Origin of the sequence: Myxococcus virescens (assembly GCF_900101905.1) — a bacterium.
In the GTDB taxonomy this organism is placed as follows: Bacteria; Myxococcota; Myxococcia; order Myxococcales; family Myxococcaceae; genus Myxococcus; species Myxococcus virescens.
This window is the reverse complement of record NZ_FNAJ01000032.1, coordinates 1-21,324: the sequence shown is the minus strand read 5'-3', so window position 1 is coordinate 21,324 and position 21,324 is coordinate 1. Positions and strand designations below refer to the sequence as shown.

Annotated in this window: 17 protein-coding genes; 4 read left to right on the top strand and 13 right to left on the bottom strand. The window is 69.8% G+C overall.

Annotated features, from left to right (window positions below; genetic code table 11):
* Nucleotides 1-39: 39 nt before the first annotated feature.
* From BLU09_RS37385 to BLU09_RS37350, 8 genes are all read right to left on the bottom strand, one after another.
* Nucleotides 40-1,359, bottom strand: a complete 1,320-nt coding sequence (locus tag BLU09_RS37385) for a phenylacetate--CoA ligase family protein (protein WP_090495927.1) — start codon at nt 1,357-1,359, stop codon at nt 40-42.
* Nucleotides 1,347-1,910, bottom strand: a complete 564-nt coding sequence (locus BLU09_RS37380; RefSeq protein ID WP_186818028.1) for a hypothetical protein — start codon at nt 1,908-1,910, stop codon at nt 1,347-1,349. The genes BLU09_RS37385 and BLU09_RS37380 overlap by 13 nt, the downstream gene beginning before the upstream one ends.
* A 5-nt stretch (nt 1,911-1,915) precedes the next feature.
* Nucleotides 1,916-3,583, bottom strand: coding sequence for a M48 family metalloprotease (locus tag BLU09_RS37375; protein ID WP_090495925.1), 1,668 nt, complete (start codon nt 3,581-3,583; stop codon nt 1,916-1,918).
* Entirely contained in the window at nt 3,580-4,407 is an 828-nt protein-coding gene (locus tag BLU09_RS37370; RefSeq protein WP_186818029.1) for a hypothetical protein, read from the bottom strand. The genes BLU09_RS37375 and BLU09_RS37370 overlap by 4 nt, the downstream gene beginning before the upstream one ends.
* The gene (locus tag BLU09_RS37365) at nt 4,404-5,939 is read right to left on the bottom strand and encodes a MoxR family ATPase (RefSeq protein WP_090495923.1); all 1,536 of its coding nucleotides are present in this window, start codon (nt 5,937-5,939) and stop codon (nt 4,404-4,406) included. The genes BLU09_RS37370 and BLU09_RS37365 overlap by 4 nt, the downstream gene beginning before the upstream one ends.
* Before the next feature lie 63 nt (nt 5,940-6,002).
* On the bottom strand, nt 6,003-6,632 hold the full coding sequence (locus tag BLU09_RS37360; protein WP_090495922.1) for a helix-turn-helix transcriptional regulator: 630 nt from the start codon (nt 6,630-6,632) through the stop codon (nt 6,003-6,005).
* 49 nt (nt 6,633-6,681) lie between these two features.
* Nucleotides 6,682-7,050 carry a hypothetical protein gene (locus tag BLU09_RS37355; protein WP_090495921.1) on the bottom strand — a complete coding sequence of 123 codons (369 nt, stop codon included), beginning with the start codon at nt 7,048-7,050 and terminating at the stop codon, nt 6,682-6,684.
* Between the two features lie 72 nt (nt 7,051-7,122).
* On the bottom strand, nt 7,123-8,157 hold the full coding sequence (locus BLU09_RS37350; RefSeq protein ID WP_167371235.1) for an SH3 domain-containing protein: 1,035 nt from the start codon (nt 8,155-8,157) through the stop codon (nt 7,123-7,125).
* A gap of 236 nt (nt 8,158-8,393) precedes the next feature.
* On the opposite strand from BLU09_RS37350, the gene BLU09_RS37345 reads away from it, so the two are divergent.
* Nucleotides 8,394-9,143, top strand: a complete 750-nt coding sequence (locus BLU09_RS37345) for a hypothetical protein (RefSeq protein ID WP_090495919.1) — start codon at nt 8,394-8,396, stop codon at nt 9,141-9,143.
* A 34-nt stretch (nt 9,144-9,177) separates the two neighbouring features.
* Nucleotides 9,178-9,876, top strand: a complete 699-nt coding sequence (locus tag BLU09_RS37340) for a hypothetical protein (RefSeq protein WP_090495918.1) — start codon at nt 9,178-9,180, stop codon at nt 9,874-9,876.
* 44 nt (nt 9,877-9,920) lie between these two features.
* On the opposite strand, the gene BLU09_RS37335 is transcribed toward BLU09_RS37340, so the two are convergent.
* Both BLU09_RS37335 and BLU09_RS37330 read right to left on the bottom strand, forming a co-directional pair.
* Nucleotides 9,921-12,632, bottom strand: coding sequence for a sigma 54-interacting transcriptional regulator (locus tag BLU09_RS37335; RefSeq protein ID WP_143043272.1), 2,712 nt, complete (start codon nt 12,630-12,632; stop codon nt 9,921-9,923).
* Between the two features lie 264 nt (nt 12,633-12,896).
* Entirely contained in the window at nt 12,897-13,973 is a 1,077-nt protein-coding gene (locus BLU09_RS37330; RefSeq protein ID WP_090495916.1) for a dipeptide epimerase, read from the bottom strand.
* Between the two features lie 78 nt (nt 13,974-14,051).
* Between BLU09_RS37330 and BLU09_RS37325 the strand changes: the two genes are divergently transcribed.
* Complete coding sequence (locus BLU09_RS37325) at nt 14,052-16,127, top strand: ATP-binding protein (protein ID WP_090495915.1); 2,076 nt, start codon at nt 14,052-14,054, stop codon at nt 16,125-16,127.
* A gap of 36 nt (nt 16,128-16,163) precedes the next feature.
* Here the strand turns inward: BLU09_RS37325 and BLU09_RS37320 are convergent, their stop codons facing one another.
* The 3 genes from BLU09_RS37320 to BLU09_RS37310 all read right to left on the bottom strand — a co-directional run bounded on the left by BLU09_RS37320 (nt 16,164) and on the right by BLU09_RS37310 (nt 18,984).
* On the bottom strand, nt 16,164-16,850 hold the full coding sequence (locus BLU09_RS37320; protein ID WP_011550459.1) for a suppressor of fused domain protein: 687 nt from the start codon (nt 16,848-16,850) through the stop codon (nt 16,164-16,166).
* An 84-nt stretch (nt 16,851-16,934) separates the two neighbouring features.
* Nucleotides 16,935-18,134, bottom strand: coding sequence for a GNAT family N-acetyltransferase (locus tag BLU09_RS37315; protein ID WP_090495914.1), 1,200 nt, complete (start codon nt 18,132-18,134; stop codon nt 16,935-16,937).
* A gap of 55 nt (nt 18,135-18,189) precedes the next feature.
* A complete protein-coding gene (locus tag BLU09_RS37310; protein ID WP_090495913.1) occupies nt 18,190-18,984 on the bottom strand; it encodes an acyl-CoA desaturase in 795 nt (264 codons plus the stop codon).
* Nucleotides 18,985-19,210: 226 nt separating this feature from the next.
* Between BLU09_RS37310 and bioA the strand changes: the two genes are divergently transcribed.
* On the top strand, nt 19,211-20,542 hold the full coding sequence (gene bioA / locus BLU09_RS37305; protein ID WP_090495912.1) for an adenosylmethionine--8-amino-7-oxononanoate transaminase: 1,332 nt from the start codon (nt 19,211-19,213) through the stop codon (nt 20,540-20,542).
* Nucleotides 20,543-21,324: the final 782 nt, after the last annotated feature.

The window sequence follows — 21,324 nt, the reverse complement described above, 5'->3', positions numbered from 1 at the left end:
GCATGACATCTTGCTCGCCGCGCTGGCATGCAAGGCTGCTCAGCGCAGCCGGCGGAACGGCTGTGGCTTGGTGCCCACGGCCAGCGCCGATACCTCCACGTGGCACACGTCCAGGCGCGGCTGCGTCCAACCCAGGTTCCGCAAGGCGCCGGTGAGCCGCTCGCGCAGTGGCGCCACGTCCGCATGGCTCGCGCCCGCCAGCTCCAGTTGGAAGTGCGAGACGTCCACTTGTGTCAGTCGGAAGCCACGCAGCGCATGGTGCTTGAACACCCAGGCCAGCGCCCAGGCGTCCACCTCCCGGCCTGAAGGCGTGGCGAAGTGGCAGGCCCCGCGTCCGCCGAAGTGCTCCAGCGTCCATCCATGAAACCCACAAGCGCAGGCGTCACGCCGCACGCTGCCCGCGTCGCCCGGGAGGTAGCGCAAGAGCGGCAGCACGCTGGGACGCAGCCGCGTCACCACCACCTCGTCCAGGCCGGGCTCCAACCAGACATCCGGAGCCAGGACGTGGAACCGGCCAGGCGCCTCGGGCCGCAGGCACTCCCAGGCCAGTGGTCCCGTCTCCGTCGTCGCGTAGTAGTTGAGGACAGGCGCGGGCACCGCGTTCGCCAGCTCCGCGCGCAGGCCGGCGGGCAGGTGCTGCGCGGAGGTGAGCACCAGCTGGGGCGAGGGCACGTCGCGCTGGGCCGCCAGCCACCGCAGGCCTTCCGGGTCGGAGAAGAGTATGGCGGGCCGTACGCGGCGCAGGCGCTGAAGCGCGTCCTCGCGAAGGACGGAGATTCGGTGCAGCGCGCCGTCGTGGAGGATGGGCAGGCGCACCGAGTACTCCAGCCCGCCCGGCAGCGCGTCCAGCAGCACCACCCGGGGATGCGAGGGCAGCGCCGCTCCCGCGCGCGCCACGAGGAACCGCAGCACGGCCCACATGTGCAGGCAGTCGCGCCGGTCCCTCACCACGTTCACCGGCGCTCCGGTGGAGCCGGAGCTCTTCACCACCACGCAATCATCGGCGTCGGCCGGCAGCGTGGGCACCGCGTCCCAGTTCGCGGCCAGGGCCTCACGGTCCAGGAAGGGCAGGTGGCGCAGGTCGTCCAGCGTCTGGAGGTCACCCGGGTGGATACCCGCCGCGTGGAGCCTCCGGGCGTGGTACGGCGAGTCCCGCAGGGCACCGCGCAGGAAGGACAACCGGGCGTCCAGGTCCGCGCGGGCCGCGTCCTCGTCAGCCAGGGACGCGAAGCGGGCCAGTCCCTGGGCGATGGACTCGGCCCAGGGGATGTGGGGGCGCTGCGAGGAGGTGTCCCGGCGGATGTTCGCGCGAGGCGCGACGCGCAGGTCCGCGGACAGGACTCCCGTCACTCCCGCCATCCACGCGCCTCCGTGGCGCGTTGCTCCGCCTCGCGGAGGGCCTGCTGGCGTTTGTCCGCCTCCTTCTTCCGGGCCTCCTCCGCGCGCCGCATCTCCGCTTCCGCCTTGCGGTAGTCCAGTTGTTCGATTCGCGCGACGGAGCCCTTCGGGGACTCGCCCTTGCACTCGCCGCCCACGACGCGCACCCACTTGCGAAGGAACTCCTCGCGGCGGAAGGTGTTGGAGCGAATCATCTCCGCCGTCAGCGGGGCCACGTCCTGGAAGAAGCGCTGCAGGAGCGTCGTCGCGTCGTCATTCTTGGTCAGTGCCTGCACCGTCTCCTGCCGCAGCGCCGAGGACACCAGCACGTGCGCGAGCATCACCACCTGCTCCCGCCACAGCGGGGAGCGGGCCTGGTCCTCCAGGGCGCCCCAGTCCGCGCGGGACGGGGGGCGGACCTTCGCGAGCCGGAAGGTGTCGCAGATGATGGCGAGCGCCAGGTCATGCGAATACGGCGACACGATGGGGGCTGCCTCGAGCTGCGTCTGAATCTCGCGGATGTCGAAAGCCATGGGACTCAATTCTCCAGCAATGCCTGGGCGAGGTCGGCGGCCGCCTTCGCGAAGTCGGAGGGCCAGTGCACCACCACCAGCCGGAAACGGCGCTCGCGCAGCAGCGGCGCCAGCGCCTGCCGGGCGCGTCGTTCGTCGGGAACAGCGAGGATGGCCACCACGAGGCGCGAGCGCCGGATGGACTCCAGCACCGGCGCCAGGGGCTTCTCCGCGGTGACGTTCGCGAGGAAGTCGCTGTCGGAGATGATGATGCGCAGCGCATCGGGCCGCTCGCGTGACAGCGCGTCCATCACGTCGAAGGGGAACTGCGTGCCTCCGCCGATGTAGCTCAGCAGGAAGTCGCGCGCCTTCTCCTCGTCGTACATCCACGGCGACACCTGTGGGTTGCCGTGCGAGTACACGATGCCGCGCACCGTGGCCTTCTTCCGCAGCGCGGAGGCGGACAGCACCTGGGCCGCGAGCGTCATCGCGTTGAGGCTCAGCTCCGGGTTGGGCATGGAGCCGCTGGTGTCCAGGTAGATTTCCACGGACGGCGCGCCCAGCTCGGACGGGGGCGGCAGGTCCGCCTCCAGCTCGCGGCGCAGCGGTGACACCGCGGCCAGGTGGCCCTGGGACAGCACCGTCAACGTCCAGTCGATGCTGGACGGGTCATCGCCGTACTCCCACGCCTGGGGCGTGGTGCGCAGGTAGGGCTCCGGCTGGGAGGGTGTCGTGGGGAGCTTCAGGAGGTGCCGGTCCACCAGCCGCCGATAGTGCTTCGCGACGAGGGCCTGCCGCAGCCTTCCGCCCTGCTTGCCGGGCAGGTGTTCGGTGACGCGGTGGATGGAGTCCAGCTCGTCCTTCTCCTTCGAGCGGGTGCTCAAGGGGGCCAGCCAGCCCCGCTCCTCGGCTTCGTCCAGGGCGTCGTCCCAGCGACTGCTGCCGTGGATGGCGGCATCCAGGTCGTCCACGTCCGGCACGGAGACGTCCCCGCCCAGCGGCAGGCTGAACTCCAGGTCCGCGGGCTTCTCGATGTAGCGGATGAAGGTGGCGCAGAAGTAGAGGAACTGGAGCTTGCCGCTGGGCAGCGCGTAGAAGGTCTGCGCGAACATGCGCGCCTCGGCGCGAACACCGGGGTAGCGCTGCTCCATCGGCTCGAGCTGCGCGGCGGGCACCAGATTCCCAGGGGACAGGCCCCACAGCTCCTCGTAGATGGCCAGGTAGAAGAAGAACAGCGGCGACATCTCGCCGCCCTGCACGCGCTGGAAGCCCCGGTACACCGCGCACAGCGCCTCCGCGTGCGTGCGGCCCACCACCTCGTTCACCTGCAAGTCATAGAAGAGGTTGGTGAGGGATTGCTTCAGGCCGGGAACCAGCCGCTGCTCCTGCACGCGCAGCTCCGCGTCCCAACCCAGCGTGTGCGGGAAGCGCGCGTGGTGACCGATTTCATGCGCCAGCACCGCCGTGAGGCTGCCCGTGGCCTCCATGGCCTCCAGGAGCTTGAAGTTGACGAAGACCTGGCGCTTCACCAAATCGATGTACGCGAGCGGCTCCTGGGCGTGGCTGGCGTCGGGGTGGAAGCCCACGTGCGGCTCGGGTGGGCTGAGCTGCACGCGCACGTCCCACAGGGCCTGCGCGTCGCGCCAGCCCGTGGCCACTTCCTCAGGGGTGATGTGCCGCCGCGACGGACTCATTCCGGGACGAACACCAGCACGTGCTGGGAGGTGTGCAGCGTGGCCGCCACCCGCCAGTCATTGGACAGGGTGGCGAACCACGCGTCCGCGCGCGGGTCCTCCCGCAGCGCCTCGTCCAGGTGGGGACTCTCCGCGTGGGTCTGCTCCGGCACCTCGCGGCAGCCCATGGCGCCCAGGCTGATGGGCGTCTCCGCCAGCCAGATGCCCTGCGTGGCCGCGTCGCGGCCCGCCACGGCTTGACGGTGCCGGTCATGGACGCACACCACGGTGGGGGAGAGGAAGTGCATCGCGCCGGGGAGGAAGCGGCTGTCCTCTTTCGACAGGTCCACCCAGTGCGCCTGGGCCCGCGCGGCCAGTGGCGTGTCGGGCGGCTCCAGGGCCACGGAGGAAGTCTCACGCAGCCGCGCCTCGATGTCCTGGAGCGACGTCAGCTCCCGGCCCACGCGCCAGAAGATGCGCTGCACCCACGGCGGCGCGGACTCCAGGTTCTCCCCCAGGTTCCACAACTGAGCGAACACCTGCGAGCGCTCCGCCGGGGGCACGGCGGCCAGCAGGCGGGGAATCAGGTCCGACCAGGCGAGGGTGAAGAAGTTCTGCCGGCCCGCGCTCGTGGGGTACAGGTAGCCCAGGCCAATGGCCTCCGCGCCCAACTGGAGGTAGGCGCGCAAGAGCTCCTCGCCCTGCGCCGCCGGTGTCCCCGCCTCGAACAGGGCTTGTCCCAGCCGCTGCGCTGCGCCGCCGGTGAGCTCGCGCCACAGGGCGGAGTCCCAGCGCACGAACCGGGCGCGGGCATTGGCTTCCAGCTCGTCGGTGAAGGTGCTCATGGGCGACCGCCCGGGTTCTCCTTCAGCCACGTCGCGTAGTTCCGGTAGCGGCTGTACAGGGACTTGAGGTGGATGACGTCCTCGTAGACGGGGCCGGACAGCTCGTGCCGCGTGAGCAGCTCCTTCATGAGCACCGTCACCTGGTTCATGCGCTTCTCGGTGGTGCGCAGGTCCACGCCGGACAGGCCCTTGTCCAGCTCCTGGCGCAGCGTCGTCACCTTGCGCCGGATGGGCGCGTGCGTGTCGTAGTGGCCCATGGCCATGTCGAACATGTTCCGCAGCCAGGCCACGCGGTCCTGGAGGAGCATGCGGTGGCCCTTCACCTCGAAGAAGGCGCTGCGCGGGTTGGGCACCAGCTTCTCGTGCAGCACCCAGGGGGCAATCTGCCGGAAGTCCTCCAGCTCCACGGCGCTGTGGCCGCGGAAGAAGGCCATGGCCTTCGCGAAGTGGAGGATGGTCTGGTACGCGCGCACGCTGACGCCGTTCTCCGTCTGCGTGCAGAGGTGGACCTTCTTGTCCAGCGGGCACTGCTCGTTGCACACCGCGGCCACCGTCTGCCCGGCCAGCTTGAGCGTGTCCTTGTGCTTGAACTCGAAGCGCGGCGAGGCCATGCGGCAGAAGTCCAGCTGCCCCAGGAAGAAGGCGATGCGCTCCAGCACGTCCTTGGGCACCTCCACTTCCAGGATGGCGGCGTAGGCGCGCTCCAGCTCGCCGGGCGTGAAGACGATTTCCTTGGGCAGCAGCTCCTCGGGGGACTTGTCGGCCTCCAGGCGCTGGAGGAGCTGGTCCATGAACCCCGAGTTGAAGGGCACCGCGCGCACCACCACGTCGATGCGGTCCTTCAGCGCCTCGATGACCTGGAAGGTGCCGCCACCCTGGTCGTCGTTGGCGGTGAGGAACCAGGACGAGCGGCCCGCGTAGACGTACTGGTCCATCATCTCCGCGTAGCCCTCCGCCATGAGGGACAGGAGCGCGGACTGCGTCTTGGTGGGGATGCGGTTGTACTCGTCGATGATTTTGACGCGCTGGCCAATCCACTTGCGCCAGCTCACCTTCACCGCGGACAGGTCCTCCGCCTTGAGCATGTCGGAGGGCAGCGGCGCGCCCAGCAGGTCCGCGATGGAGAGCTGCGGGTGCCCGCGCTGGATGCCGCGGTGGACCTCGTCGCGGCCCATGCCGGACAGCAGGGCCATGAGGATGGCGGACGTCGTCTTCCCGCGTCCCGGTCCTCCCACCAGCAGCGCGCGCCGGCAGGTGAAGAGGGTGAGCAGGGGGATGAGGACGAACGAGCTGTAGCTGGTGTCCTCGGGGAGGTGGAGCTCGTCACCCGCGGGCGTCTTGAGGGACGCGGACGAGCCGAACTCCAAGTCGTAGTAGGGACAGATGACGGCGTTGTTGGTGATCCACCAATACGCCTGCCGCATCTTGTCGTGGAGGCTGCCGCCGTCGCGCTCGGAGAGGTGGACATTGAGCTGCTTGTCCGCCGTCGCGCGCCCGGTGAGCAGGCGCGTCACCCAGTCCTGGTTGGCCATGCGCGCCGGAGCCTATCACCCAGGGGAAACGCGACGTAGCACCGTCGCGTGGCGGTCCGATGCCTACAGGGTGACCAGGCCCAGCTTCGCCGCGCGGACCACGGCCTCCGTGCGCCGCTGGACGCCCAGCTTGGCGAGCACGGCATTCACGTGGAACTTGGCGGTGTGTTCGCTGATGTCCAGCCGGTCCGCGATGGCCTTGTTGGACAGCCCCTCCGCGAGCAACCCGAGCACCTCGCGCTCCCGCGGCGTGAGCGCGTCCGGCGCGGTGGCCTGGGCCGATAGCGAGGCACGCGGCGCGGCGCGCAGCTCCGCGAGCGCGGGGTCGAACACGGCCAGTCCCCGGGCCACGGAGAGCAGCGCGGCGACCAGGGCGGAGGGCTCCGCGTCCCGGAACAGCAGGCCCCGCGCGCCCGCGCCCAGGGCCGCCTCGCCCGCGGCTTCATCCACCACCAGCGCGAGCACCGGGGCGCCCAGGTCGGGACCCTCCATGTTGGACGGGCGCAGGCCGGTGTCCCACAGCACCGCGTCGGGTGGCTCGCCGGGTTGGGACTCCAGGTCCACCTGCGTCCCAGCCGCCACCTCGAAGTGCACGCCCGTCTGGTCGCTCAGCGCCCGGGAGAGCGCACCCCGGGCGAGCGGGTCCTCCGAGACGAGGAACAACCGGAGCGGTGAGGTGGATGCGGCCAGCACGGGACTGCTTCACTAACCGGCCCCCGCGGCCGACGCTGTCCCAGTGCGCTCAGGGGCCTCGCAGCCGCGACATGAGCAGGAAGCCCACGGCGAGCACGAGGAGCACGCCCACCACGGCCCACAAGGCGACGGAGCACCCAGGGGATGACTTCGAGACGATGGGCAGCTTCTGTGTCCGGAGGTCTTCGGTAATCTGCGCAAGCAGCCCTGCGTCGTAGGACACGGGCTCGCCCTTGCGAATCTTCCGGCCTATCTCCTCCAGCTCACCCCCAGGCAGGTAGCGCTCCGTGAGCAGCAGGCTGCGCGCCTGGAGCGCCCGTTCGGTGCCGTGGGCGGCGGGGTCCAGTCCGCAACCCGTGCAGGGGGTGAACGCGCCCACCTTCGAGTTGCCACACCGCACGCAGACAGCCAGGGTCATGCGCCTACCCTAGCGCGAATGCCCCACGAGGAGCGGCCCGCCATGCCTCTCGGGCCGCTCGCGGGCGTCACGTCAGGGGGCCAGGTTGCTCAGGTGCTGCCGGATGTGCGCCACGGACGTGGTCATCGCGGCCCGGCTGGACGCGAACTTGTAGGCCGGGTTCCACGTGTGGCCGCTGCCGTAGCACCAGCTCAGGCCCTGGACGACGCACTGCTGATGGACCTGCGGGTACTGGATGGCGAAGCCCACGCCGTGGTTGCGCAGCAGCCACGACTTGCGCAGCGCCAGGTTCGTCGTGTTGACGATGGTGGAGTGCTCCACACTCCCCGCCGCGAAGCCCGCGGTGCGCGCGGTGTGGTCCAGAATCTGGGCGATGCTCCAACCCTCACGCGCGTAGAGCTGCCGCGCCGTGTTCTCGACGCTCGCCTGCGAGTGGTAGTGCACCTGCACGCCGGACAGGCCCACCTGCCACGGGCCGCCGTTGTTGTTGCAGGACTCCAGCGGCCAGATGACCCGGTCTCCCGTGGACGTGTTGCAGATGGAGAAGGACTGCGGGTTGGAGCTGGGGTTCGGGCGGTTGGGGCCCAAATCCCAGATGCCTTCCTTCATCGCCCACCACGACACGAGCGCCGCCTGGTCCAGCCGCTGTGCCCGCGTCCCTGAGAGCCGGGGCACCGTCTTCGCGGCCACCCAGCGCAGCCACTTCTCCTGGTCCTTGCTGAGCGCGTAGCCATTCACAGACAGGCTGGGCACCTGGTCCCAGTAGTCACCATGGGACCAGCCCACCTGGCCATTGACGTTGACGCGGTAGAAGCCGTTGCTGGGCGTCTCGCTCACCACCGTGGCCTGCTCGCCAATGGAGACCAGCCGGATGCTGGCGTTGGACGTGGAGGGGCCGGTGCGCAGGTAGACGTTCTCCACGGCGCGGATGCGCGCGCCAGCGAGGATGCCGAAGAGCAGCGAGGACTCGGTGGTGCCGGTCTCCTCGACCTCGCCCGGCGTCAGGCCGGCCTCTTCGGGAGGAAGGCCTTCGCCACATGCGAGGCTGAACAGCAGGACGGAAGACGCCAGGAAGGCGCGAGGGGCACGGCGCGTCGTGACGGACATGGGTTCTCCAGGAGGGGGAAACAGCGCCGGGCCCTCGTGCATGGCCTGTGCCCCGCCCCGTCCCTGGGAGGCGCTCGTGGCAGGTGACCACTTTGTGGTCACTCCATGCGTCAGGTGACCGGTTCCGGCCGCGCGGTGGCGTGGCGCTCCGGGGCGGAGGCACGCGGCACAGCCGCTGCAATGTCCCGCCGCGTCCCATCCGGGACACCCGCAGCGCACCCCTCAGGAGACGCCCCATGGATGAACAGTCGCTCGCCCCCCGCCAGCGCTTTCCGCGTTGGATGCTGGCTGGTTGGATGGCCACCGCCGCCTTCGTTGGTTTCCGCTATGTGCCCGCGGCCAACGCGTCACATTCGCATACGGGCTGGAACCAGATTCACATCGCCACCATTCATGGCAACGACGGCCCGGCGGGTGGAGGCAGCGGGCCGGGTTCGCAGGATGAAGAGTACTGCGTGATGTCGGAGACCACCGCGCTCCCGGCCACGACGATTGCGCCCTTTATCGAGCAGACGTTGGCGAAGCTGGACTTCAGCGTCATCTGGGACGGCGCGGCGGACTGGCGCGTGGACCTGTGGCGCACGCAGAAGTTCTGCAACCAGTACGCGACGGCGGACCGCAACCGCATCGAGCTGGAGTTCCGCATCCGCGAATCCTGGGCCGCGCTGTGCGGCGGCGAGCAGTACGCCTGTGTCACGGCCGTGAATCCGGTGACGGACTCCAGCGGGCGGCACCAGCACTACATGTACATGAACGCGCACCTGAAGCGGGAGCAGATGGCCGCCATGGGCGAGCGCGCGCGCAAGTTCATCAACCACGAGACGGGGCACCTCGTGGGCCTGCGGGACCCCAGCTACTACGGGGACTGCATGCACAGCGTGATGCACAACAACCTGTACGCCAGCCTGGGCTGCACCGACCCGGTATGGCACCCCACGCCGTCCGACTTCGTGTCCGTGCGCAACATCGCGAACCGCGCCAACTGAGCGCCGTCATCCCTTCGACATGAGGAACTTTTCCATGAAGCGATTCCCTCTGCGTGAGTTGGCCCATGTGGTCGCGATGTCCGGCGTCGTCCTGGCGGCGGTGCGCTGTGGCCATCCCGAGGACCCCCACGCGCACGATGACGCCTCCCAGTTCAACGTGCACAGCGCCCTGCTGACGAGCAACCGCGACGCCCTGCGCCTGTGCGTGCAGGAGTCCACGTCGCTGCGTGGCGGCGCCGCCCGCATCACCGAGCGGCTCGGCGCCAGCCTGCGGTCCGTGTCCGGCCATCCCGACTGGGAGGCGGCGCGCTTTGGTAGCAAGGCGCCCACCCTCGAGCAGGGCTGCCCTGGGCCTGCGCTCGCGCTGGAGCGGCTGGAGCCCAAGGAGTCCATCATCGGTCCGGGCATCGCGTTGAAGCCCAGCCGCTACCGCACCTTCATCCACGTGCTGGATGAGAAGACGGCGGACGTGGTGCTGGGGGAGCGGCAGGTGGACCGCGCGCCGGCGGAGTTCCTGCGCGTGGACGACCATGTGCTCGCGGAGGTCTCCACGGCGCTCGTCGTGCGTGAGTCGTACCTGGACCACCCGGAGTTCGCCGCGCGCTGGCTGACGGGCGCGGTGGGGCTCCAGGCGATGGAGGCGGGCCTGCCCGGCGTGCTGGGTGACGTGTTCGACAAGCCCGTCACGGATATCTCGTCGCTGGCGAAGCCCGCGCTCGACCCGACGCACTGACACGACGGGGGCAGGGCCCGGCTCTTTCCTTTCGCTCCGGGGCCTCAGGCCCCGCGGGCGCGCGGCGCACGGGTGGGCCGGGCGGGAGGCGTCTCCAGCTCCCGCCCGGACATCCGGCGCAGCTCGGCGTTGCCCAGGACGACCTGGGTCAGCCGGGAGCGGGAGATGCGCAGCGCCGACGCGGTGGCGACGACGTTGCCGCCATTCTCCACGAGGCTCTGGGCGATGCACTGCCGCTGCACCTCCGCGAGGAAGTCGCGGAGGGAGCCTCCATGCTGCCGGAAGAGCATGGGGATGTCCGTCATCGCCGCGGGCGTGGGCCGGGGCTCGGCGCACTCCAGTGCCCGCTGCAGGAGCGGCGCGAGCACCGCGCCACCAATGGCGGGCGCATCCGACAAGACGTCCGCCGCACGGACCAGGTTATGAAGCTCGCGAACATTGCCGGGCCACGGGTGGGCGCGCATCAACCGCGTGGCTTCGGGAGTGAACGACTTCGGCGCGCCCCCGCGCTCCTGGGCCGCCTGCTCCAGGAAGTATGTGGCCAGCAGGAGCACGTCCTCATCGCGCTCGCGAAGGGGCGGCAGCTCCACCTGGATGCCATTGAGCCGGAAGAAGAGGTCCTGCCGGAAGTCGCCCGCGCGGACCGCCTTCGCCAGGTTCCGGTTGGAAGCGGCGACGACGCGCACGTCCACCTGGACCGTCTCCGCGCCGCCCACGCGTTGGAACGAGCGCTCCTGCAAGGCCCGCAGCAACGCGGCCTGTCCCCGAGGGCTGATGTCGGCCACCTCGTCCAGGAACAGGGTGCCGCCGTGGGCCTGCTCGAAGCGCCCGCGCTGGCGGGCCATGGCCCCGGTGAACGCGCCGCGCTCGTGGCCAAACAGGTCCGACAGCAGCAACTCATCGTTGATGGCCGCGCAGTTGACGGCGACAAAGGGACCGGAGGCGCGCCGGGACAGGTCATGGATGGCGCGCGCGGCCAGCTCCTTGCCCACGCCGGTTTCACCGAACAGCAGCACGCTGGCGTCGGAAGACGCCACCTTGCGCAGCTGCGCCACGGCCGAGCGGAACACCGCGGAGCTGCCGCGCAGGTACGGCGGCGCGAAGCCGTCTTCCGAGGGGGACTCACCCAGCAGGGTCCGCAGCCGAGGTCTGTCATAGGCGCGGCGGAAGCGCTGCTGGGCTTCGGATGGCAGCGCGTCGATGAGCCGCCGCCACTCCGCGAGCGCCGCTTGCCGAGCGCTCAACCGCTGCGCCTCGGTGCCGCCCGCCTCCGCCAGTTGCAGCGTGAGGACGCGGACCCGCAGCGTGAAGTCCTGGGCGCTCAGTCGGTCGGGACGTGCGCTCGCGCGGCGCAGGGCCCGGCGTGCACGAGCCATGTCGCCATTGGCGAAGGCAACGCGGGCATCGAGCAGATGGAGCCGGGCGGGCTGAGTGGCGCTGTTGCGCAGGTAGAGCCGCTGGGCCAGGGCATCCAGAACGGAAGAAGCCTCCTCCGCTCGTTCCAGCGCGAGCAGGGCTTCCACGCGCAGCCATCCGGTGGGGATGGCATAGAGGTGGGGCTGCGCCGTCTCCTCGTCGCCGCTCAGTCCGTCCAGTGTGGAGAGCGCGGCCTCCCATTCGCCGCGGGCGCAGTGGAGATGGGCGCGGCTCAGACCCACGGACAGCCGGGCCTGAGGCGAATCGGGTGCGCGCGCCACGAGCGCCGCCAGCTTGCGCTCCGCCTCGGCGGTATCTCCCAGGAAGCAATCGGTGGCGATGGCCTGTGGGTAGGCGGAGAGCTGCTGAAAGGGGATGTCCAGGCCCGGCAGGGCGAGCGTGAGCGCGGACTGGGCCTCCAGGTGGCGGCCCTCCCGGGAGTAGGCGAGCCCCAGGCCCAGCAGGGCCACGGCCTCGAAGGGGACCTCGCCGCACAGCAGGGACAGGGCGGCGAGCCCCAACTGGATGGCGGCGGTGTTCTGCTCCGCGCGCCGGGCCAGCGTGGCGAAGGCGACCTTGGCCAGTCCCACCAGGTCGTCCAGTCCGGCGGCGCGAGCCTGTCCCTCCACGGTGGTGAACAGGCGCCGTGCCAGCGTGTCGTCGCCGGCATCCATCGCCACGCGTCCCTCGAGCACCGTCATCATCAGCCGAGAGAAGGTGTTCTCCGGGCCCGCGAGCGCCGGATGCGCCTCGCGCGCGAAAGCAATGCCCGCCTCTCGTTGTCCGGCGTCGAGAAGGAACTGCAGATGCGTGGGCGCCAGGAAGCCATGCGCCCCGGAGATGCGGCCCGCGAGTCCTTCGGTGCCCAAGGCCCAGGCCACCAGCGCGTGGCCGGACGCCACCTGTCCCCCTCTCACGAGGACGTGCGCGGCCGTGGCGAGCAAGGCACTGGCCCACCGAGCCTGCTCACCCCAATGGGCGAAGTTCCAGGGCGCGGGCATCCTGCTGCGCGAGGGCGTGGGCGCCAGTGCCCACAGGATGCCCTCCACCATGTCCGCGGCGCGTCCCGTCGCCTGTTGCAGTGGCTCACGTCCCTGACCCAGCGGGTCCGCCGCCAGCCCCAACAGCAGGGCTTCGTCGGAGGCCTCGGCCAGCGGAGCCAAACGGGCGCAGGTCTCGCGGACCTCAGCCACCTCCAGCAGGTTCACCGCCATGTCGAGCGTCGCGGCCCTGGCGGGCGCCAGCCGGTGACCCGGAAGCATCGTGCACAGCCCCGCCTCACAAGCGAGCCGGGCGCCCTCATGGAGCGATGTGCCCAGCGCCTCGGCAAGCGTATTCACGGGAAGTGGCCGAGGCGCAGCACAGGCGGCCAGCACGGTGAGGCGGCGCAGGCGCGCGGGCTCGCGACGTGCGGGGTGCAGGAGGGAGGCGATGGTGTCATCAGGAGAGACAGGCACAGTCGGAAAGCCTGATGCCGCTCCGACAAGCCATCAAGGGGCCCCCGCCGAGACAGCGGACACGAGCGCAGCGCCGCTGGAATGCTTCAGCAAAGCGGTTTCAGGTGAGGCGGTTGCCTGTTCGCAGGCCGTGCGGCGGGGCGCGGCTCAGGCCAGTGTGACGCCGTGCCCGGGTGCATCCGTTGGCAACTCCAGCCGTGCGCCCGCGTACCGGGCGCCGCCTTGGAAGGGGTGGCTCGCGATGAACAGCGGCGTATCCAGGTCGGCGTAGGTGAAGCCCCCCAAGCCGGCGGCCAGGTGCGCGGAGGCGGACATGGCCAGCACGCTCTCCACCATGCCGCCCACCATGAGCTCCAGGCCCGCTGCGCGAGCGAGGCTCCACATCGTCAGTGCCTCGACGACGCCACACTTCATCGTCTTGATGTTGATGGCATGCGCGGCGCCTTCCCGGATGAGTCGCAGCACGTCCTTCGCCGAGCGCGCCGACTCATCCGCGCACACCGGTACGCGCGAGCGGCGCGTGAGCTCCGCCATGCCGGCCACATCATGCGCGGGCACGGGTTGTTCGAAGAGGGCCAGGGGGACGTCCGCGCGCGCCAGTTCCTTCAAGAAGGCGAGCGCCTCGGCCACGTCATAGCCGCCGTTGGCATCCGCGAAGAGCCGGGCCTGAGGGGCCACTTCATGAATGGCCACCAGCCGTGCCGCGTCCTCGACGGGCGGCAGCGCCCCGACCTTCACCTTCAGCGTGGTGATTCCCCGCGCCAGGATGGCCTGCGCGGACGTTCGCGCATGGGCCACGTCTCCCGCGGTGACTGTCATGTCGATGTCCAGCGCGGACTGCGCGCCGCCCAGCATCACGTACAACGGAACGCGGTAGTGCCGAGCCAGCGCATCGAGCAGCGCCGTCTCCACGGCGCACCGGGCGGAGGGCGCCAGCGCGAGTGAATCCCCCAGCGCCTCGGACGCGGGCCGCCACGCGCGAGCGTCGCGTCCCATCAGCCCCGCGCGCACCTGTTCCAGGGCGGCCAGCGTACTGGTCTGTGTTTCTCCACTGACGGCGGGGAAGGGGGCGGCCTCGCCCAGGCCCTCGGAGCCGTCCGCCAGGGTGAGCCGGACCAGGACGTTCTCCGCGGCGTACTGCGCGCCGGTGGCGATGGCGAAGGGCTCGGTGAGCGGGAGGTGCAGCGGCTCGAAGCGGACGGCGGTGATGAGGGTGGGCGTCATGGGCGGCCGAGGAGCCTAGCCGCCCGGGCCTCCCCTGCGCGCGCGAGCCAGCTCAAGCGGCGGTTGGCCGACAGACACATGGGAACTGATACTGATACATGTCTGCCGCGTGTACTTGTGACGGCCACGTATTCGTGTCGACATGGAGCCATTCTGAACGACCGATTCCAGGCGGCTCCGGCGCCCGACATGGATGTGCTGCTGGTGGCGCTCGAGGAAGCGGAGCGGCATCAGCCTGAGGGCTGCATGGTGTTGCACGCCGTGCGGGACGCGGCGGGAGCGCTCGTCGACTTCCAGTGGGCCTGGGCGAATCCCGCGGGTGCGCGCGCACTGGGGCACGCCGCCCCGGAGTCGCTGAGAGGCCGGCGGCTGCGCGAGCTGATGCCGGGCTCGGGCCTGGCCTCCCGGGTGGACCTGCTCCGGGACGTGGTGGAGGCGGGCCGGCCGGCCGCGGACAGCTTCCAGGAAGGGGACGTGTGGCTCCAGGGAACGGCGGTGCCGCTTCGGGACGGTGTGCTGCTGCGCCTGCGTGACATCACCAGCGCCCTGCGGTTGGAGGAGGGCGTCCGCGAAACCCTGGACTGGGTGCGGAGCATGCTGGAGGCCACGCCCGACGCGTTCTTCACACTGGATGCGGACTGGCGAATCACCTACGTGAACCACGAGGCCGCGGCCCTCAGTGGGCGTTCACAGGAGCAGCTCTTCCGGCAGATTCTGTGGCAGGCGTGCCCGGAGTTGCTGGGCACGCGGATGGAGCGGGAGCTGCGCCGGGTCGCGAGCGGCGCGGGCCACACCATCTTTGAATGGCGCGCCACGCCTGGACGCTGGCATGAGGTGCACGCTTGGGGCGCCAACGGCAACGTGTCCATCTTCGGGCGGGACGTCACCGCCAGGAAGCAGGCGGAGGCGGAGCGGGACGTGCTCCTGTCGCGCGAGCACTCGGGCCGCCTGGAAGCCGAGGCCCTGGTCCACGAGCGCACCCGCGAGCTCATGGCCGCGCGTGAGCGACTGGTGCAGTCGGAGAAGCTGGCCATGGCGGGGCAGCTCGCGGCGGGCGTGGGGCACGAAATCAACAACCCGCTCTCCTACGTCGTGGGCAACCTGCAGTTCGCGCTGGAGCAGCTCGAGCCCCTCGCGGCGCAGGGCGTGGTGCGTGAAGCATTGGCCCGCGCGTTGGGCGAGGCGATGGAGGCCCTGCGCGAGGCGAAGGAAGGCGCCGAGCGCATCCGCACCACCGTCCGCGACTTGCAGACCTTCGCTCGAGCGGAGGAGCCGCAACTGTCGCCCGTGGACGTGCACGCGGCGCTGGAGTTCGGCCTCTCCATGGCGATGCCGCACCTGCGTCACCGGGCCCGCGTCGAGAAGCGCCTGGGCCCGGTGCCCACGGTGATGGCGCACGAGACGCGGCTGGGGCAGGTGTTCCTCCAACTGCTCGTGAACGCCGCGCAGGCCATCCCGGAAGGGGACGTGGCGCGCTACCAGGTGACGCTCTCCACCTGGAGGGACGGCGCGACGGTGGTGGTGGAGGTGTCGGACAACGGCCACGGCATGGCGCCCGAGGTCCTGGAGCGCGCCTTCGAGCCCTTCTTCACCACCCGTCCCTTGGGGGAGGGCGCTGGACTCGGCCTGTCCACCAGCCTGGGCCTGGTGCGAGGCATGGGGGGCGAGCTGTCGGCCTCGAGCGCGCCGGGGCTGGGCAGTGTCTTCCAGGTGCGGCTGCCCACCACCGACGCGGACGCGCCAGCCATGCGAGTGGCGGAGGACAAGGACCTTCCCGGGCGGAAGCGGGTGCTGGTGGTGGATGACGAGCCGCTGCTCGCCTCGGTGCTGGGCCGCATCCTCGGCGTGCGTCACGAAGTGGTGGTGGTCCACAGCGGGCGCGAGGCGTTGGACACGCTGGCGCGCGACGCGGACTTCGACCGCATCTTCTGTGACTTGATGATGGGGGACCTGACGGGGATGGACGTGTACGACGCGCTGTCCTCGCGTCAGCCGGAGCTGCTCGCGCGCTTCGTCTTCATGACGGGCGGAGGCTTCTCCGAGCGAGCACGGACCTTCCTCCAGTCGGTGCCGGTGCCGCGCATCGAAAAGCCGTTCGAGCTGGGCGTCCTGCACGCGCTGGTGGAGGACGCCCCGCCGCGCGCCGGTCCCTGAGAAGGGCGGCCGGCGCGCGACTCGGAAGCGGTGTGATTACAACTTCACTTCTTCCCGGTCGGGCTGGGTGATGTAGCCGGAGCCCGCGGCCACCAGCTTGGCCATCAGCTTGTCCATGCCGTTGGAGCGGGCGAAGGCCATCTCGTTGCGGGTGGCGCCCACCAGGGTGAGCAGTTGCACCTTGCCGCTGGGGAGCACGAAGTGGTCGGGCCGGGACGGGTCCCGGACGAACACGAAGCCGCTCAGCTTGGACTCGCCACCGTCCAGGGAGCCTTCCACCGGGTAGCGGTGGCCCATGGCGAAGGCGCGCAGGGACACGAGGTTGTAGGCCATCATGTCCAGCAGCCGGAACACCGGCCACTTCGCCTCTTCGGGCGAGTGGATGACCATCTCATAGCCCAGCCCGCTGGGCGCGCCGTCGGGGATGTCCTCGCCGGGCGCTACGGTGAAGGGGTTGGACAGTCCGCTGGTGACATAGGTCCAGTAGGGGTAGCTCTCGCTGGGCGGGGAGACGCGCACGCCCATGGGGCCCCAGTTGGGGTCCGCTTCCTGGACTTGGGCCAGCTCACTCTCCATCCACGCTTGGATGGCATCTGTCTGGTCGAGCGTGAAGACGCCTTCGTCAATGGCGCCGAACATCTTCGGATACTCGACTTCGTCGCGGTCCGCCCAGCAGTCCTCGTACCACTGGATGAAGTCTTCGTCCGTCTCCGGGGCTTTCATGGCGATGACACTCTAGAGGCTCACCCCGGTTTCACAACTTCAAGTCGCGGAGAGGCCTCTTCAGGCTGACAGTCCGGGGGGCGTTCAGGTGCCGGTGGCCCCTTGGGTGCCCGGGGAGGCGGCCAGGGGCCAGGGTTTCAGCCCGCAGATGCGCTCGGCCTCCTCCACGGCGGGCGCCAGCCGTGCGTACTCCCGGCGGAGGAAGCCCCGTACCGCGCCGTCCAGTGTCTTGTCGAAGAGGAGGTGGGCGCTGTGCACGGCGGTGGGCTCGAAGCCCCGAGACACCTTGTGTTCACCCCCAGCGCCGGGCTCGAACACCTTGCGCCCGGTCCGGATGCAGTCCTCCACGGAGTGATACAGGCAGACGTGGAAGTGGAGGAAGGGGTGCTCCTCGAAGGCGCCCCAGTAGCGGCCATAGAGGCGCTCCGGGGTGGCCAGGTTGAAGGCGCCGGCGATGACCTGCTGGCCGCGCACCGCCTCCACCAACTCCACCGAGCCCGGCATCGTGCGGAAGACCCGCGCGAAGAAGTCGGGGGTGAGCTGAATCTGCCCCCAGGCGTGGCGCTCGCAGGTGGAGGTGTAGAAGCCGTAGGCACGCCGGGCGTGCGCTTGGGAGAGCTCTTCGCCGCGCACCGTGCGCAGGGAGATGCCCTGGGTGGCAGCGGCCCCGCGCTCGCGCTTGAGCTGGTTGCGGCGCTTGGAGTCAAAGCGCGCCAGGTAGTCGTCGTAGCTGCCGTAGCCCGGGTTCTTCCAGTGGAACTGAAGGGTGATGCGCCGGGCGAGCCCCTCGGCCTCCAGGAAGTCCGCCTCGTCCCCCGTGGGATACAGGACGTGAACGGAGGAGCAGCCCGCCTCCTGGGCGCTCCCGGCGGCGGCGGCAAGGAGGGCCCGGCGCAGTGCGGGGACGTCCTCGCCCGGGGCGATGAGGAAGCGGGGGACGGTGGCGGGGGACAGCGGCCCGCCCACGACGAGCTTCGGGTAGTACTCGACTCCGAGGCGGGCGGCGGCATCCGCCCAGCCGAAGTCGTAGATGTACTCGCCCATGCTGTGGAACTTGAGGTACGCGGGCGCGGCGGCCACCAGCTTGGGGCCACGCCACAGCGTGAGGTGATGCGGCGCCCAGCCCGTCTCCTCGGTGGCGCTCCCGCTCTCCTCCATGGCCGCCAGCCAGGCGTGCCGGACGAAGGGCGGGGCGTCAGGGCCCAGGAGCGCGTCCCAGCCTTCGGCCGGGGCATCAGTCACTGCTTCGAGGATGCGGAGACGGAGCGGGGTATCGGCGGGCACGGGGGCACTCTTAACGCGCCCCGCACGTGCCCGCCGTGTGTTGCTGGCCTGCCCGTCAGGCGGCCGGAGCAGCGCTCCCGGTGCGTGCGGCCTCGCGGGTCTCCGGCCAGACTGCACGCTGCGGGGTGGCGATGCGGATGATGCGCAGCAGGGCCAGCACGCGCATCACCTGCCACGTGGGGTCCAGCTCGAACTTCCGCGCCGCGAAGTTGGGGCTGCTGCCGTACTTGTGGTGGTTGTTCTGGAAGAGCTCCCCCATGCAGAGGAAGTCCATGGGCAGGGAGTTGCGCGACTTGTCGGTGCTGTCGAAGTTCCGGTAGCCGTACTTGTGGCCGCACCAGTTGACGATGGCGCCGTGCACCGGGCCCATGAGGAAGTGCAGGGGCAGCAGCAGGAACTGCCAGGGCGAGGTGGCGAACATCACGTAGAAGGCGGAGTAGAAGGCCACCCAGCCCAGGGTGGCGAACCACGAGGTGCGCAGCGTGGTGTCCACGAGCGGCCACTCCGGGTAGCCGCCCAGGAATCGGGCCTCGGGTTGACCGCGGCCGGCCGCGTAGTCGTCGTAGCGCGCCTTGGTGTGCCACATCATCCGCGCCACATCCTTGAAGAAGTGGGGCGAGTGCGGGTCCTTCTCGGTGTCGGAGAAGGCATGGTGCTCACGGTGGAGGATGGCGTACGCCTTGGGCGACAGGTAGGACGAGCCCTGCACCAGGTAGGTGAGCAGGTGCATCACCCGCTCCGTCTTCGGCCCCATGGTGTACATGCGGTGGGCCGCGTACCGGTGCTGGAAGAAGCTCTGGAAGAACACGCAGAGCAGCCAGTGCGAGACGAAGAAGATGAGGACGGCCATTCAAGTTCCCGGGTCAGTGACTGAACCGGGGTAACACCGGGCATGTCATGGCAGCGTCACGCGGGACGGAAGAGCGGCGGCCCTGCCCTGCGGGGCGACGGGCCCGCTCGCTCCCCGCTTCAGGGGGCCATCAGTAGAACGCGCCGTGGCATGACATGACGCGCGGCGGCGCGGCCCACTCTTCCGGTACGGAGGGGGCACGGAGCTCCAGGAGAGGAGTACACGCGTGAAGCGGGCGGACATCGTCGGATTGGACAAGGCGCACGTCTGGCATCCCTACACGGCGATGGAGGCCTACATCGCGGAGACGGATCCGCTGGTGGTGGTGCGCTCGGAAGGGGCGTACCTCCATGACGCGGACGGCACGCGCTATCTGGACGCCAATGGCTCCTGGTGGGTGTCCACGCTGGGCCACCGTCACCCGCGCCTGATGCGCGCGCTCGCCGAGCAGGCCGCCGCGCTCCCACACGTCTCCCTGGCGGGCATCACCCATGAGCCGGCGGCGCTCCTGGCGTCGGAGCTGGCGGCCATCGCCCCCGGTTCGGACCGCCCCGGCCTTCCCGCGTCCGAGCGCCTCTCGCGCGTCTTTTATTCAGACAACGGCAGCACGGCGGTGGAGGTGGCCATCAAGATGGCGGCCCAGTACTGGGCGCAGAATGGCCAACCGCGCCGCACCCGCTTCATCACGCTGTCGGGGGCGTTCCACGGCGAGACGATGGGCGCCACCAGCGTGGGGGGCGTTCCCCTGTTCCGGGAAGTCTTTGGCCCCCTGCTCTTCGACGTGGTGCACGTCCCCTCTCCGGCGGAGGAGGGGGGCTGGGCGCGTGCCTTCGAACAGGTCCGGTCCACCTTGCGTACGCGCCCGGAGGAGATTGCGGGCGTCATCCTGGAGCCGGTGCTGCAGGGCGCGGCGGGCATGGTGATGTACTCGCCGGACTTCGTCCGGGCGGTGCGCGAGGCCACGCGAGAGGTGGACACCTTCCTCATCGCCGACGAGGTCTTCACGGGGCTGGGGCGCACGGGCGCACGCTTCGCGGTGGACCTGGCGGGCGTGGTGCCGGACATGCTGTGTCTGGCGAAGGCCCTCTCGGGAGGAATCCTGCCGTTTGGCGCCACACTGGCCTCGGAGCGCGTCTTCTCCGGCTTCCTGGGGGCGTCGAGCCGGGCGCTGTATTACGGGCACTCGTACTGTGGGAACCCGCTGGGCGCCGCCATCGCTCGGGAAGTGCTGGCCGTCTATCGGGACGAAGATGTGATGGGGCAGGTGGCGCGAAAGGCCCCCCGCGTGAAAGCCGCCTTCGAGCGGATGGCCGCCTCGATTCCGGGCCTGGTGCGCCCCCGCGCCGTGGGAATGGTAGGAGCGGTGGACCTGGGCGGTGGTGGCTACCTTGCTCGAGGAGGGTGGCGAGTGTACGAGGCCGCGCGTCGCCGAGGGCTCTACCTGCGGCCCATGGGAGACACCGTGTACATCGCGCCGTCACTGACTATCTCTGACGAGGCGCTCGAGGAGCTGCTGTCCGGAGTGGAGGCGTCCCTCCAAGAAGTCGCTGGCGGCTGAGCCTGATGGATCCGCTGCCTACGAATGTGTGGGAGCGAATGGAAGGGTGGTTGACAGGTCGCGCGTCACGGGGATAGAAGCCGCGCCCCGCCCGACGCAGATCCGAGCGGGGAGCTGACAGCAGAATAAAAGGGTCGATGAGGATTGTTGACCCTGGACGCGGCGGTGGTAGAAGCCGCGCCCCTCCGGACGGGTGGCTGATCCACGCGCCTCGACGGAGCAGCAGCAGGAAATAGAGGGCTCGACTCGGAAAGTTGATCCCAGGGGCGGTGGTGGTAGAAGCCCTGAATCTCACGAAGAAGCCCGCGCGCTGGCGCGGATCCGCTTTGAGTGGGTCGGTAAGAAAATACGGAATACGGCGGTCAACGCAGCGAGTTGACAGGAGACGCGGTGGTGGTAGAAGCCGCGCCCCGACGAAGAAGCCCGGAAACAAGGGCGGAAGAGTCGAGGGAGTCAACGAAGCAGCGGTTGACAGGGAAGGCGGCGAAGCGGTAGAAGCCGCGCCCCTCTGGAGGGAATCAGCGGAAGCCACTGGGCGGCGCTGAAGACTCCGGAAGCCAGCAGGACGGCGAAACAGTAGCTTGACAGAAGACGCCGAGCTGAAATAGAAACTGACACCCCGCCGGGCAGAAAAAAAGACGGCGAGGCAGCAACGAAGAAGACAGTAGCAGGAAGTCGCTGGCGGGACAAGCGACTCGCTCTTTGAAAACCAAATAGCAAGCCCAAGAAGAAGCTAGATTGCGGAAACCGCAGTCAATTTCTTAAGACGGTGCCAGCCAGGT